This is a genomic window from Dysgonomonas gadei ATCC BAA-286 (assembly GCF_000213555.1).
GTDB lineage: Bacteria > Bacteroidota > Bacteroidia > Bacteroidales > Dysgonomonadaceae > Dysgonomonas > Dysgonomonas gadei.
Genome location: NZ_GL891985.1, coordinates 1 through 16,089 on the forward strand (window position 1 = coordinate 1; position 16,089 = coordinate 16,089).

Annotated in this window: 10 protein-coding genes and 1 rRNA gene; 5 read left to right on the forward strand and 6 right to left on the reverse strand. The window is 40.7% G+C overall.

Going from position 1 to position 16,089, the window contains the following annotated elements:
- Window positions 1-148: ribosomal RNA gene (locus HMPREF9455_RS12550) — 16S ribosomal RNA — on the reverse strand; the annotation flags it as partial.
- A 509-nt stretch (window positions 149-657) separates the two neighbouring features.
- Here HMPREF9455_RS12550 and HMPREF9455_RS12555 point away from each other — a divergent pair.
- The 4 genes from HMPREF9455_RS12555 to nagB all read left to right on the forward strand — a co-directional run bounded on the left by HMPREF9455_RS12555 (window position 658) and on the right by nagB (window position 6,824).
- Window positions 658-2,715 (forward strand): acetate--CoA ligase family protein, encoded by a 2,058-nt coding sequence (locus HMPREF9455_RS12555; protein WP_006800080.1) that lies wholly within the window; start codon window positions 658-660, stop codon window positions 2,713-2,715.
- Window positions 2,716-3,079: 364 nt separating this feature from the next.
- On the forward strand, window positions 3,080-3,904 hold the full coding sequence (locus HMPREF9455_RS12560; RefSeq protein WP_006800081.1) for an ROK family protein: 825 nt from the start codon (window positions 3,080-3,082) through the stop codon (window positions 3,902-3,904).
- Window positions 3,905-3,956: 52 nt separating this feature from the next.
- A complete protein-coding gene (locus HMPREF9455_RS12565; protein WP_006800082.1) occupies window positions 3,957-5,939 on the forward strand; it encodes a glucosamine-6-phosphate deaminase in 1,983 nt (660 codons plus the stop codon).
- 93 nt (window positions 5,940-6,032) lie between these two features.
- Window positions 6,033-6,824, forward strand: coding sequence for a glucosamine-6-phosphate deaminase (gene nagB, locus HMPREF9455_RS12570; protein WP_006800083.1), 792 nt, complete (start codon window positions 6,033-6,035; stop codon window positions 6,822-6,824).
- A gap of 49 nt (window positions 6,825-6,873) precedes the next feature.
- On the opposite strand, the gene HMPREF9455_RS12575 is transcribed toward nagB, so the two are convergent.
- Entirely contained in the window at window positions 6,874-8,877 is a 2,004-nt protein-coding gene (locus tag HMPREF9455_RS12575; protein ID WP_006800084.1) for an LTA synthase family protein, read from the reverse strand.
- Between the two features lie 725 nt (window positions 8,878-9,602).
- Between HMPREF9455_RS12575 and recG the strand changes: the two genes are divergently transcribed.
- Window positions 9,603-11,699 carry an ATP-dependent DNA helicase RecG gene (recG, locus tag HMPREF9455_RS12580; RefSeq protein WP_044216247.1) on the forward strand — a complete coding sequence of 699 codons (2,097 nt, stop codon included), beginning with the start codon at window positions 9,603-9,605 and terminating at the stop codon, window positions 11,697-11,699.
- Window positions 11,700-11,904: 205 nt separating this feature from the next.
- On the opposite strand, the gene HMPREF9455_RS12585 is transcribed toward recG, so the two are convergent.
- The 4 genes from HMPREF9455_RS12585 to HMPREF9455_RS12600 form a co-directional block, all read right to left on the reverse strand.
- A complete protein-coding gene (locus HMPREF9455_RS12585; RefSeq protein ID WP_044216249.1) occupies window positions 11,905-12,834 on the reverse strand; it encodes an energy transducer TonB in 930 nt (309 codons plus the stop codon).
- A gap of 239 nt (window positions 12,835-13,073) precedes the next feature.
- Window positions 13,074-14,795, reverse strand: a complete 1,722-nt coding sequence (locus HMPREF9455_RS12590) for a M56 family metallopeptidase (RefSeq protein ID WP_006800087.1) — start codon at window positions 14,793-14,795, stop codon at window positions 13,074-13,076.
- A 19-nt stretch (window positions 14,796-14,814) separates the two neighbouring features.
- A complete protein-coding gene (locus HMPREF9455_RS12595) occupies window positions 14,815-15,177 on the reverse strand; it encodes a BlaI/MecI/CopY family transcriptional regulator (protein ID WP_006800088.1) in 363 nt (120 codons plus the stop codon).
- A gap of 135 nt (window positions 15,178-15,312) precedes the next feature.
- A complete protein-coding gene (locus HMPREF9455_RS12600; protein WP_006800089.1) occupies window positions 15,313-16,074 on the reverse strand; it encodes a TSUP family transporter in 762 nt (253 codons plus the stop codon).
- Window positions 16,075-16,089: the final 15 nt, after the last annotated feature.

Consider the following 16,089-nt stretch of genomic DNA (forward strand, 5'->3'; position numbering starts at 1 on the left):
TTCCCCTGTTATAGGTAGGTTGCATACGCGTTACTCACCCGTGCGCCGGTCGCCATCAAAGTATTGCTACCCTATGCTGCCCCTCGACTTGCATGTGTTAGGCCTATCGCTAGCGTTCATCCTGAGCCAGGATCAAACTCTTCTTTGTATATTCTTTTTTTAAACCTTTTGATCCTGTTCAAGCTTTCTTTACTATTGGGTAATAGTAATTGACGGTAGCACCTTTTTTAACTATCTCTAGCTTTTTTCCGGATATTTAATTTAATAAAAACCCAAATTGTGTACTACACTCTATAATGTTGTTATTTCAGTTCCTTCAAAGATCGCTCTTCCGCCCTACGCAAAACACCCTTCTTTAAACGTGCCCTTTAGTGGTAAAGCGGGTGCAAAAGTAGAAAACAATTCCTTACACTCCAAACTTTATGAAACCTTTTTTTGAAATATTTTTTAGACAAACATTGTAAAATCAAAGTATACACCTAGAATACAACATGTTGTTAAACATAAAAAAGTTTATATAAAATGACAAAATAGTTTTGAAAGCGACCTTCCATAAACAAGTTCAACTATTTTTATGTTTTATATTATATATATGGTAGCTTTAGATGTCATATAAATCACTACTTTTACACAAAATAACACCTAAATAACCGATTTATGATCTATGAACAGCTAATCAACCCCAAAAGCATCGTAGTAGTGGGCGCATCTGATAACATTTTGAAACCTGGAGGCAGTGTTTTACACAATTTAACCACAGGAACGTTTGACAAGGATTTATATGTTGTTAATGCCAGAGGCGGCTCGATACAGAACACAAAAGCGTATGTAAGCATTGAGGATATCCCACAAACCGACCTGGCTATCATCTCAGTTCCGGCAAACCAATGCCTGCAGACTGTGGAATATCTGGCCAAGAAAAAAGGAGTAAAAGCCTTTATTGTTTTCTCGGCAGGATTTAGTGAGGAGTCTGAAGATGGGGCTAAATTGGAAAAAGATTTGGTAGACATAGTCAACAAAGCCGGGGCAATCATGATAGGCCCTAACTGCTCGGGCTACTTCAACACTAAGCATCAGAGCATTTTTACCCGTCCGATCCCAAACCTGGATCCTCAAGGTGTAGATATCATATCCAGTTCGGGGGGTACTATTACATATATTATAGAATCAGCCATGCGGATTGGCCTAAGATTCAATTCTGCGTGGTCGATAGGAAATGCGGCACAAGTAGGCGTTGAAGACATTCTGGAATTCTTAGATAACGAATTCGACCCAGAATCCAGCCCTAAGATCAAACTATTATATCTGGAAAAAATAGCAGATCCAGACCGCTTCCTCAACCACTCAGCATCTCTCATCCGAAAAGGCTGCAAAATCGCCGCCATAAAATCAGGCAGCTCCAGTTCCGGCAGCCGGGCAGCCTCATCTCATACCGGAGCCATAGCAAGTTCAGACTCTGCCGTGGAAGCACTCTTCAGAAAAGCAGGGATCATTCGCTGCTATTCCAGAGAAGAACTGGCCAATGTAGCCGCCGTACTCACCCTTAAAGAAATAAAAGGGCGGAACCTGGCTATCATCACTCAAGCGGGAGGACCCGCAGTAATCCTAACCGATGCCTTATCAAAAGGAAACATTGACGTTCCGGAAATGAATAAAGAACTTGCAGCTGAGTTAAAAAAACACCTTCTCCCCGGAGCAGCTGTATCCAACCCCATAGATATTATCGGAACAGGAACAGGGGAACACATGGCTACCTGCATTGATTTTTGCGAAAAACGCTTCAAGGAAATTGATGGCATTGCCGTTATATATGGTAATCCGGGAGTAAGTAATGTGGCTGAAGCCTATGAAATATTAGACCAAAAAATAAAAACATGCAAGTTACCTATTTATCCTATCCTGCCTTCAGTCATTGCAGCTTCACAAGAAATGGACAACTTCGTCAAAAAAGGACATGTAAACTTTACTGATGAATACGCCCTGGCAAATGCCCTATCAAAAGTAGTATCATGGACTCCCCCATCGGTAGGAAAAATGGAGGATATAAAAATAGACATACCACGTATCAGAAATATTATAGACAATGCTTCGGACGGATATATAGACAGTGATACAATAAGGAAATTATTTGACGCAGCCGGAATACCTCAAGTACAAGAATTGGTTACCAATAACAAAGAGGAAGCCATCAGCTTTGCAAATAAAATAGATTATCCAATTGTAGCGAAGTGTGTCGGACCGGTACACAAGTCGGATGTTGGAGGTGTAGTCCTGAACATAAGATCTGACGACCATCTTGCCCTTGAGTTTGACAGACTGATGAAAATACCGGAAACCACCGAAGTAATGATACAACCTATGCTTTCGGGACAGGAATTATTTATAGGGGCAAAATACGAGTCAAAATATGGACACATTGTTTTGTGCGGTCTGGGCGGAATCTTCGTAGAGATATTGAAAGATGTAGCATCGGGGCTCGCCCCTTTAAGTTTCAACGAAGCATCATCCATGATACGCTCCCTCAGGGCTTACAAAATAATTCAGGGAACCAGGGGGCAAAAGGGACTAAACGAAAGATTATTCACAGAGATAATTGTCCGGCTGTCCATCCTACTAAGATTTGCTACCGAGATAAAAGAAATGGATATCAATCCGCTACTGGCAAATGAAGATAAAGTAATAGCTGTAGATGCCAGAATAAGAATAGAAAAATAAAAATCTATTCCACTCAGCACATAATAAACAGCGTTTATTCTTAGATAAACGCTGTTTGTTTTACACAAAAGCTCGAAATAATAAAGAAGCCATAGGCTTAAGTAATCCAGCCTCTACCCTTAACACTTTAAAAAGCGGCGCAATTATCAACAAAAATCAACTAACCGAACAATCTTTCGTTTTTAGATGTTAATTAACAATTGATTTGCTGTTTTTCCTCTTTAGAAGTATATATTTGTAATATTATTATGGAAAACAAGGAGATGGTCTGATTAAATATCATTCACAGCTAAAGACAATACTTTAAGATAGGCTATAATGTTTAGTTAGTCATCTCAAATTAACGCACTACATTCTTAACATTATGAGAATTGGAATAGACATAGATGGCACGAGCATGCGGTTAGGAATTGTTGATGGAGGTCAAATATTCCGCAAACTAGTGGTTCCCACAAAGGCTGACGAATCAGAGGGCGTCATTATAGATCATCTGATAGAAACGATCGGAACAATAATAAATTCTAATATTCGCGGGATAGGAATAGGTGTCTCGGGCATTGTCAAAACCAGTAAAGGAATCATACAAGATGCTATCAACATCCCGTCTTGGAAGAAAGTCCCTTTAAAAGATATCCTCGAAAAAGAATTCAGGATTCCGGTATTTGTAAACAATGACTCTAACTGCTTCGCTTTTGGAGAGCGCTACTACGGGGAAGGCACCCTCTATCGTGATATTGTCTGCGTAACATTAAGTATCGGGGTTGGAGCAGGCATCATTATAAACAATGAATTATATAACGGATACAATACAGGAGCGGGAGAAATAGGAAGCCTCCCTTATCTGTACTCCGATTATGAACGTTATTGCGGACAGAAATTTTTTGTACGCAATAATACAACGGCTCAAGAGGCTTACGAACTCGCCTTGCAAGGAGATGACAAAATGCTGGCCCTTTGGAACGAACTCGGCGAGCATATAGGCAATCTTATGAAAACTATCCTTTTCACCTATGATCCCCAAGCTATTATATTAGGAGGAAATATTGTAAAAGGATATGAACTTTTTGCAGATAATATGTATGAAAGCGTATATAAATTTCCTTTCAAGGAAACTGTTGAGCGGGTAAAAATACTTTTATCCAAGAAGGAAGATATCAATCTGCTCGGAGCCGCAGCCCTGGTTGTTTAAGCCATTTAATAAGAATGTTTATTCATAAATAATTATATATAAAACCTTTGATATGAGATTAGATTTAAGTTCGCAAATTGTATTGGACAGAGTACCCCTGCGTTACTACCGTCCTGAAAATGAATTTGAGCTATCTGCCCTGACCCGCTACGAAAAAGTGCCTACCGAGATTTATGAGTCCTCTGTAGAGGCATCTTTGCATATAGCGAGAGAAATAGCGCGAAAAATAAAAGAAAAACAAGCTACGGGGTCACCATTCGTACTTGCCCTCCCGGGAGGACATTCCCCTCAAACGATCTATCAGGAACTTATCCGCTTACATAAAGAAGAGAATTTAAGTTTTAAAAACGTCATTCTATTTAATATATACGAGTTTTATCCTATAGCACCTCAATCCAACAGCAATCTGAAACTATTAAAAGAATCTTTGTTAGATTATGTTGATATAGACCCTAAAAACGTATATTCACCTGATGGGTCCGTTTCGAAAGAGGAAATACTGAACTACTGTAAGACATATGAGCAAACCATCCACAATGTAGGAGGAATAGATTATCTTCTGCTAGGCTTGGGACGTGCGGGCAACATTGGCATCAATATTGCCGGATCAAGTATGAATTCACAAACCCGTCTGATTCTATTGGATGTACAGTCTAAGAAAGAGGCTGTCAACACGTTCGGGACTATAGACAAAGTGCCTGTCAGCGCCGTCACAATGGGTGTAGCTACAATCATGAAAGCGAAAGAGATAGCCCTGATCGCATGGGGTGAGGACAAAGCCGGAAGCGTTAAAGATGTGGTAGAAGGAACCATGTCGGATGCCATACCTGCTTCGTGCCTGCAAGCCCATGAAAATGCGAAAGTACACATAGACCTGAATGCGGCTTTTGAACTCACACGCATCAACCACCCATGGCTGGTAACAAACTGCGATTGGAGCAATAAACTCATCCGCAGAGCAATTGTGTGGTTATGTTTCAAAGTGAATAAGCCGATACTGAAGCTGACGAACAAGGACTATCAAGACAACGGACTGGAAGAACTTTTGGCTCTATATGGCTCTGCATATAATGTAAACATTAAGATATTCAATGACCTGCAACACACAATAACAGGTTGGCCAGGTGGAAAACCGAATGCCGATGATACCAATCGTCCGGAAAGAGCAAAACCATATCCGAAACGTGTTATAATTTTCAGCCCACACCCCGACGATGATGTTATCTCTATGGGAGGAACTTTCAAAAGACTGGTGGATCAAAAACACGATGTGCACGTTGCTTATCAGACATCGGGCAACATTGCCGTAGGCGATGAAGAGGTTATCCGCTATGTATCTTTTCTCGAGGATGTAAGACGAAAATATGATGCAGGTAATGAAGCTCTGAAGAAAAAGTATGCAGAAATACTTCAGTATCTGCTACACGACAAGGACGAAGAGGATATAGACACTCCGGATATTTTGTTCCTTAAAGGACATATCCGTCGCCAGGAAGCAACTACTGCCTGCCGTTATGTGGGTATGGATACACACAAAACGACCTTTCTCGATCTTCCGTTCTACGAAACAGGACGTATCAAGAAAAACCCTATATCAGAGGCCGATGTAGAAATAGTGAAGAAATATCTGGAATCGGTTCAACCCCATGAAGTATTTGTTGCAGGAGACCTCGCCGACCCGCACGGGACACATAAAGTATGTCTCGATGCCATCCTCGCAGCAGTAGATGAACTAAAAGGTGCGGAATGGCTCAAAGACTGCCGCTTCTGGATGTACCGTGGTGCATGGGCCGAATGGGAAATTGACCATATCGAAATGGCCGTACCTATCTCTCCTGAAGAACTCCGTTCTAAGCGGAATGCGATTCTAAAACATCAATCGCAGATGGAAAGCGCTCCGTTCTTAGGGAATGACGAACGTTTGTTCTGGCAGCGTTCCGAAGACAGGAACAAGGCTACAGCAGAGCTCTACCGCCAGTTAGGGCTTGCCTCGTATGAAGCAATTGAAGCCTTTGTAGAATATCATCCTCTATAAATTATAGTAAAAGGCAAACCTTTCAGGATATAAGAGTTATCTTTGGAAGGTTTGTCTTATTTTTTACCATAATATTAAAAACACTGATATATCATGAGACTAATTATCCAGCCCGATTACAGTTCCTTATCCCAATGGGCAGCTAACTATGTTGTAAACAAAATCAATGCCGCTAATCCTACATCTGATAAGCCATTTGTTTTAGGATTACCCACAGGGTCTTCTCCTTTAGGCATGTACAACGGTTTGATCAAGCACTATCAGGAAAAGCGGGTATCATTCAAGCATGTAGTCACATTCAACATGGACGAATATGTCGGCCTGCCGAAAGACCATCCCCAAAGCTACCATACCTTTATGTGGAGCAACTTCTTCAATCATGTGGATATAGATCCCGCTAATGTAAACATACTGAATGGGAACGCATCTGACCTGGATGAAGAGTGTGCTTCTTACGAGGCTAAAATGAAAGCTGTTGGGGGCGTAGATTTATTCCTGGGAGGAATAGGCCCGGACGGGCACATCGCATTCAACGAACCAGGTTCATCCCTATCATCCCGCACACGTATCAAAACATTGACCCATGATACAATCATAGCTAACTCCCGCTTCTTCAGCAATGATGTAAACAAGGTACCTAAGACATCTGTGACAGTCGGGGTAGGTACTATCCTCGATGCAAAAGAAGTCCTGATCATGGTAAACGGGCACAATAAAGCCAGAGCTTTGGCCCAAGCTGTGGAAGGTGCCGTTAATCAGATGTGGACTATCACAGCCCTGCAACTGCATCCGAAAGGAATCATCGTATGTGATGAAGCTGCCACGGATGAACTGAAAGTGGGTACGTATAAGTACTTTAAAGATATTGAAAAAGAGAATCTTTAAATATTCAGATTGTCTGTAAATATATCCGGGGAGGTTATAATAGCCTCCCTTAATTTTCATCCTTCTTTTTCCTTAACAATTGATTCTTCAACAAATAATTCGTCACCTGAACTGTCGCGGATGCATATACTCGCATGCTATCAAAAGCCTCTTTATGAACCGAGGCTACATTCTGCGAATTATTAGCCTTGTAATCATAAAGATACTCCTGCTTTGACAAGGTATTATAACAATAGAGGAAGTTATCGTCTATACAGCCCAGTTTGTCATCGGATGAAAACACCGCATACGGACGTGTTTCCTTCATCAGATCTATACCCAGAGAGTTGTTCTCATAATCCATATTCAGCAGCCCCATTACAGTAGGAAATATGTCTATCTGTCCTCCATATGTATCGATAACCTTCGGCGCATCTTCGAACAGAGGCGAATAGATGATAAGCGGAACATGATTGAACGACAGAGGCATCTCATACAAGGCCTGCCCTTCGAGGCGCCCGTGGTCAGCAACAAATACAAATATGGTATTATCAAACCAATCATGTTTAGCCGCATCATCCATAAACTGTTTTATGCACTGGTCGGAATAAAAGACAGCCTGCTCCGAATCGTTCTTGCTTACATACTTGAATTCATCCGGTATTATATAGTCGGGATGATTAGATATAGTCAGTATTCCTCCAAAGAAAGGTTGCCCACCGTTATTACCTAAAGTATTCGCAGCATATTTAAATAAATATCCGTCATTAACGCCCCAGGGGCTAACGTATTCCGACGGCGGATAATTCTCCCGCGAATGAAGGTTCTTCATCTCGTATCCATTCAGGCTAAAGAACATATCCATATTATTATATGCTTTTTCATGAGCCAGATAAAATGACGACACGTATCCTTTCTTGTTCAGATTATACGGTAGGCCTTCACATAATGGGAGCGGTACGGCATTAGAACCGCCTGTAGCAACCCTGTTATCCATAATCACCCTGTCGAAAAGCGAAGGAATGCCGTACAATGAACTGAATGTACCCTGATTTGTATGTATCGCTTGAGAATAAATATTCCTGAAATAATATGACTTGTTTATCAGTTCATTCAAGGTAGGCGTAAGGTGTGGAGTTTCTGTAATGAAATAAGAAGACATCGCCTCCATTATAACAAGTACGATATTGGGCCTGATCTCTTCTTTATCACTCGTTACCCGACGGCGGATACGGGAATCATCTTCTATAAAATACTGATATCCAAAATCCTTTTTTATCAGCTCGAACGAATCGTCCAGTGATATCAGATGATTCACCTCACGGTCTTTATACTGAGGAACAATCATACTCAACCAGAAATTGTATACAGGACTCACGGTCAACTCATTTGTAAAAGAACTTGAGCCCAGATAAGGTGTCCATAGAGTAATCGGATAAACAAAGCGTTGTTTCTTCGTTACACCTGTATAGCAGACTGCGAGCAAAGCAATAGGGATAAGAATATATTTCGCTAGCTTCAATTTACTGTTTACTGAGTCATCTGCATTGTAGTTCTTCCATTTCTTAGAGAAATATACAACACACAAACCAAATAAAAGAATGGTTATAAAAAACAAAGCGAAATATTTATAATAACTGGACTCCGCAAGAATCATCTGATACCCCTCTGTATCGTTACTCAACCAGGCCAGAATGGATACATCAAGATGTTTGAAAAAGAAATTAAAATACGGTATATCAGCTATTGCAAACCCAAATATAACAGTATAAATACTTATATAGTATATATTAAGACTATGCCGGAATATTTTCCGGTCCGATCCCCAAAAAGAGATAAGACAGGCAAAAATCACAGCAAGGGCGCTAATACAAGCTACCGGAATATTATCTATATAAAGGCCTAAACGGAAAGCTCCGGTAATAGATTCATTATCTACATATTCCACATTATGCCAGTTTGTAAACAACAGAATCAATCTGATTATAAAAAAGATAAGCAGCGCCAGCAAATGTATCTTGAAGATATATGCTATTACAGGATATAAGTTTGTAAGATATTTTTTTAAATCCATCTTATTTGTAAAGAATTTTGTGTTAAAGGCCTCTATTGTTCAAATAGATTGCAAAGATAAAAATTTGTCTGCAATTATAAATTATGAGTAATCTATTTTATATCCTTTTCGTTCGTAATTAACATAAGACTGATATCCCTACCGCAATTTTGAAAAAGTTACAAATGATACAATAAACAATATTCTCAAGCAGAGACGCAAATTCCAGCTCATCACCATATTTACGTTTATTAACCGTATTTTGTTAAAACCTGACACATCTGACAGCTTTTCCTTTGTTTTTATCTTGTCATCTTTGCATCCGTTAACTATACATAGTTAAAAAGTAACAAAGGTAACAGCTTTTAGCTATTAGCTGATAGCTGTTAGCCGATAGCTTATGTACAAAACCTGACAAACCTGACGACTTTTCACATAATTTTTATTGTCACTTTTTCTTCTAAAAACTCCGTGCTACTCCGTTTACTCTGTGGTTAAAAATAAAAGGTAACACGGAAAGCAATTAATAATTAAGAACCAACGGCCAGCGAAGCTAATTAACTTTCTACTCTCTCTGTAAGTCCCCCTTGGGGGATTGAGGGGGCCTTTCAATACATCAAAGAACCATAAGCCAACAGTAATCAATCATCAGCCATTACATATAGATAAATATCTTTCATATTCCTTATGCTATACCTCACAAATTCTTGTAACTTTACATGTTAATATGTTTCTTGACTGGTAAAATGACTGATTTTTCACAGACCGATATAAAGTTTTTAGCAGGAGTAGGGCCTAAAAAGGCTGAGATACTAAATAAAGAACTTAATGTGTTCTCGGTAGAAGACCTCCTCTATTATTTTCCCTATAAGTATATCGACCGTAGCCGCATCTATTTCATCCACGAAATAGACGGAAACATGCCTTATATACAACTCAGGGGTAGAATAACAGGCTTTGAAACACATGGCGAAAGACATAAAAAACGGCTTGTGGGACACTTTACCGACGGCACAGGATACATAGATCTGGTTTGGTTTCAGGGCGCAAGATTCATAGAAGAAAAGTATAAACTGAATTTGCCCTATATAGTTTTCGGCAAACCCACCATGTTCGGCGATAAGTTCAATATCGCGCATCCCGATATAGATCCTTATATAAACGAAGAAGAGCGGCCAACCGGCCTGATGCCGTACTACAACACTACGGAGAAAATGAAAAACCATTATCTGAATTCCAAAGCGATTCAGAAAATGATGGCTGCTGCCTTTACTTCCATTATAAGGAACCTACAGGAAACGTTACCCGAAAAAGTGATACAGAATGCCCGCCTGATGGACCTGAAGCAGGCAATGCGTAATGTGCATTTTCCCGAAAATGCGACTTTGCTGCGGGAAGCCCAGTACAGGCTCAAATTTGAAGAATTGTTTTATATACAACTAAATATACTGAGATATACTGCCGACCGTAAGTCAAAACTGAAAGGCTTTGTATTTACAAAAGTGGGTGGCTACCTCAATACATTCTACGAACAGAACCTCCCGTTCCCGTTGACCAATGCCCAGAAACGCATTATCAAGGAAATACGGCAGGATATGGCTACGGGCGAACAAATGAACCGCCTCTTACAAGGTGATGTCGGTAGTGGAAAAACTCTTGTTGCACTGATGCTGATGTTGATAGCCTTGGACAATGGTTTTCAGGCAGCACTGATGGCTCCTACCGAAATACTGGCAACACAACACTATTACACAATCAAAGAATTTCTTGCGGGAATGGATGTGAATGTAGAACTACTGACAGGCTCTACAAAAAAGAAGGACAGGGAGCGTATACATAGTGGCCTATTGACTAATGACGTACAAATCCTCATAGGTACACATGCCCTGATAGAAGACACTGTACAGTTCGGCAATCTGGGGCTGGTAGTGATAGATGAACAACACCGCTTCGGTGTAGCCCAACGGGCAAAACTATGGACAAAAAACACCAATCCTCCACATATATTGGTAATGACAGCCACACCGATCCCGCGCACACTGGCGATGACTGTATATGGCGACCTCGATGTCTCTGTAATAGATGAGTTGCCTCCGGGACGAAAACCAATACAGACCATTCATCAGTATGATAAAAAGCGGGGGGCATTATATAACTCCATCCGCAAACAATTACAGGAAGGACGACAAGTGTATATGGTGTATCCGCTCATAGAGGAAAGTGAAAAACTGGACTTAAAGAATCTGGAAGAAGGCTTCGAACATATAAAAGAAATATTCCCTGAATACACGGTGTGCAAGGTACATGGCAAAATGAAACCGAAAGAGAAAGATGCCGAAATGCAGCGCTTTGTTACCAACGAAGCCCAGATAATGGTTGCCACTACAGTTATTGAAGTAGGTGTAAATGTACCTAACGCCTCGGTTATGGTGATAGAATCGGCACAGCGGTTCGGGCTTTCCCAATTGCACCAGTTGCGAGGGCGTGTAGGTCGTGGTGCAGACCAGTCTTATTGTATTCTGGTCACACCTTACGAACTTTCGGCAGATACTCGCAAGCGTATCAACATTATGGTAGAAAGCAACGACGGGTTCGAGATAGCCGAAGCCGACCTTAAACTGCGTGGTCCGGGTGACCTTGAGGGTACGCAACAGAGCGGTATCCCCTTCAATCTGCGGATAGCCAATCTGGTACGTGACGGTGAAATAGTACAGTATGCACGGGAAATCGCACAAAACGTATTAGATGAAGACCCGTTGATGGAAAAGCCGGATAACCTCATCCTGCGAAAACAGTTGCGAAAACTGGGAGGAAACAGGTACAACTGGGGGCAGATCAGCTAAATGCCGAAGCCGATCCTTCATTATAGAGATACAACATCAAATCCGGAAGAATAGTTCTATTCAACAGTCTACGAAACAATAGAATAGTTTTTTATGATCTACAAGTTTGTTTGAAATCACAACAAAGCAATACAGCACATTATTTGTTGCATCTTGCTGAAAAATCCCTGCTTTATAGTTTTCTTTCAGCGATTGATAAAAAAGGTTATGGAATTTTAAAGTTAATCGGTAAAACGTACCTCACTGCTACTTTTTTCCCTTTATTTTCGCCCGGAATCCAATGAGGCATCAATCCTACTATCCGTTCTGCTTCTTTTGCCAGGACTAAGGAAGTAGAAGGACATTGTTCATTAAACCGGCAACGGACAACCCCGAATATATCAGAGATTTCTCCTGTTGGGGATATAATAAATTGCACCATTACCTTTCCTTCATCCTTATATTCTAATGCCTCAGAAGGATATTGCATATTGTCGGTGATAAACTTTTGCATCTTATTTATTCCGCCAGGGAACTGTGGATTCTTTTCGGCAAAAGCAAAAACTTCACCCTGGTATTGTTCTTTTTGAGGTGGTGGCAAAGGATACAATTTTAGTTTGCCATTTTCCGAATAATAGACGCCACCAAGCAAATAAGTAGTGCGCACTATTTTTCCATTTAGTTTACCGGGACGCCATTTTGTCATTGTTTTTGCCACGCGCAACACTTCGGCATCCAGAGCCGGATAACTTCCGGCATAAAGACTAAAACTATTCAAAGAGCCGTCTTTCTCTACCATAAAATGCACAATAACACTATTATCGCTCCTGTTTAAGGTTGTTCCTGGCGGAAAACGGACATTGTCATTCATATATTGCCATACATCGCCTCCCGAATACTCCGGTAAAATACCGTCTTCTCTGAAAATACGAACATCTTTTACAGGTTCTTCTTGCGAAACATCAGTTATCCCGCTTTCGCCCTCTATATGAACAGAGTCCGGCAATGTATTGGCATTACCCGTTAAGTCTTGTTCTTCGTTGTGTCTTCCGGGTTCGGAATTTTGTTGTTCTTTCGAAGTGTGACCACTGCACGCAGTAACTACCACAATCCACAAAAGAATGATTGTGTATTTGAAATTTACTTTTTTCATCATTTTAGTTATAATTCGTCAGACATTATCTATTTTCTCTCTTCAACAAATAAAGTTTTTATTAAATAAAACATAGCAGCATTGCAGCCAGCCATTTAATCGACCATGACTTTTAGGTCGTGGATAATAGATGAAAAGGGATGCAACATTGAAAGTACTTATACTAAGTAATTAAAAAAGAGAGGCAGAAAGTACTGCTGTCTGCCTCTTTAGAATAGTAGTAATTAGTGATTAGCCTTTATTTATTTTTTATCACTTTTGTTCAGCTTATAAACGATAGGTAAGGTGTAATATACATCCACAGCCTGCCCGTTCTGCTTACCGGGCAGCCACTTCGGCATGGAACCAACCATACGGGCAGCCTCTTTGTCCATGCCCGGATCTATTCCTCGGATAACCGAAACATCACTTACCTCGCCTGAGCTCCTCACAATGAAGCGGACAGTGACACGTCCCTGGATACCATTCTTTTGAGCGTCTTCCGGGTATTTCAGGTTATTGCTGATATACTCATGCATCGCCGACTCGCCCCCGGGGAAAGAAGGCATCTGCTCCACTGTTATAAAAGGCTTCATTTTATCATCCGGAGAACCCTCTTTCAAAGATGCAACTCCTACTTTTTTCTCCTGTGGTGCCCCATAACCGACTGCGACAATTTCATTCGGATCACCGCCGGGCTCCACTTTTTTAGTAGTACCCGCAAGCCTGAATACAACAGGCAATGTGTAGTATACATCCACCGCTTTTCCTCCCTGCTTGCCGGGTTCCCATTTAGGCATGGATTTTACAATGCGGATTGCCTCATTATCCAACAGAGGATCGATACCTCTTATTACTTCTATATCGGATATTTCACCGGTGCTCTTTACCACATAGCGGATAGTCACTCTCCCCTGAATACCTTTAGTCTGTGCCTCCACAGGATATTTCAGGCCATTAGCGATAAAGCGCTGTTGAGCATCTAATCCTCCGGGAAACGAAGGCATCTGCTCTACTGTCACATATACATCCCCTTTCTTTTGAGGAGCCTGGTCTCCATCCATCACTCCGGATATTTCATCTATCGAGAATTTATCTAAAGATGTAGTTGCCTGTACTGCGTTGCCTAAAAGCAATGTTGCGCATACCGGAACAACCAGCAGGTATTTTACGGATGTAAATACTGAGCTTTTCTTTTTATTCATCATCATAATGCGTTGTTTAAGTTGTGAAACGTTGAAATTATTAATAAGTGGTATACCGGTACTTCTATTTGAAACTTGTAATAATATATATTGATATTCTTTCGAATCGAATCCTGATTCCAACACCCCTTTATCTGCCAGATACTCCAGGTTCAGCTTTATCTCTTTCTTCAGTAACCATGCGAACGGGTTCCACCAGAAACAGATACATAAGATTTCGGATAATACGACATCAATAGAGTGATACTGCTTCACATGCATCTGCTCATGCGCAATTATCTCTGCCAGTTCGACCGGATTGTGAGCATCGGAGTTAATAAAAATCCAGTTGAAGAAAGAAAATGGGGATGTCCGTCTGTCTTTCATTTTCACAATACGGTAAGTGGACAATTTTTCAGTCTCATTCGCAATCCTCAATTTAACCAAACTGAATAGTTGCACAAAAAACTTAATCGCACAAAAAAACGATACGGCGGCAAGTATAGCTAAAACAACAACCCACATGCTCACAGTCGCCTCCGTCGAAGCCTCCGCATCAACCGCGCTCCCGACTTCAATATCCGATAGCCAGTATGTAGGAATCTGTACGGGAGCATCACCGGACGCAGATAATTCTATCGTAACGGCAGGGAATAACAGAGAAAATAATAAGGCTGATAAGAAGTAAATTCTCCTCAGTTTCAGAAATGTGTCCCTCTTCAGACAAAGAATGTATAGTCCGTAAAACAGTGCCAGAGCAACTGACACCTTGACCAGGTATATTAAAATTGTGTGATCCATGGTAGCTTCATATTGATTATTAACCTTTGCCCTTTTCTATCATCTTCATTATTTCCTGTAATTCCTCCGGAGATATTTTTTCCTCCTTCACAAAGAAAGAGACGAGCTCTTTGTATGAATTCTCAAAATAACTTTTTACGACATTCGACATAAACGCCTTCTTATACTCGTCTTCTTTGATTTTCGGAGTATACACCCATACATTGCCATATTTCTTGGAATTCAGGTAACCTTTCTGCTCCAGGTTGCGGACAACGGAGGCCACCGTCGTATAGGGAGGCTTAGGATCATCCATCTCATTTATAATATCTTTTACTACACACTCCTTTAGCTGCCAGATGTGCAGCATAATCGATTCTTCCTGATGAGTAAGCTTTTCCATATTTTACAAATTCAACGTAATTCTACTATTTTTTCGTAAATATACGGATATTTTTTTATTTGCAAAATATATAAGACTTTTTTAAAGGTCGAAAATGTTAAAAATCAACAGTAAAGATTCTCAAAAAAGGATTATTCAAAAGGACAAATCACATACCAGCTTTGTCAAAAGTAGCAAAAGCACTACTAACAGCATCGGCCTGACAATCTTTTGCCCGTTCCTGATAGCCAATCCGCTACCAATATAGTGTCCGGCGATGGCGCATAACGCCGCAGGTATTCCTACAACAAAAAGAACCTTTCCCTCTATTAGAAATACAATCAACGATGCTAAATTCGATGTCAGGTTAACCAGTTTCGCATTCCCCATACTTGTCAGCAAATCCAATCCCAGAACCGAAGTATAGGCTAATATAAGAAAAGTACCTGTTCCCGGGCCGAAAAAGCCATCATACCCACCAATAACAAAGCCGATCAGAGATGACAGGGTGATTATTTTGACTTTCGATAACTTTTTCGGAACTATGTTCGAAAAATTCTTTTTCTTAAAAACAACGATGGCAATAACCGGAATACCGGCAATAAGGATATATCGCAGAATTCCAGCGTCGAGACAAACCGCGATTTTAGACCCTATGGCGGAGCCTATAAATGCAAACAAGATGGATGGTATTGCACTCGTCAGGTCATAACTTTTATTCCTGACAAAACGCATTGTACTGAAAAATGTTCCTATACAGCTGCTGAACTTATTCGTTCCCAAAGCAAAGTGAGGAGACAGACCCGCAACATTATAGGCCGGCAGAGAGATCAGGCCTCCCCCACCCGCAATGCTGTCAATAAATCCACTGATAAATATTAAAGGACAGATTATTAGCAATTGCTCCGTATAATCCATTATCCCGGCGTATAG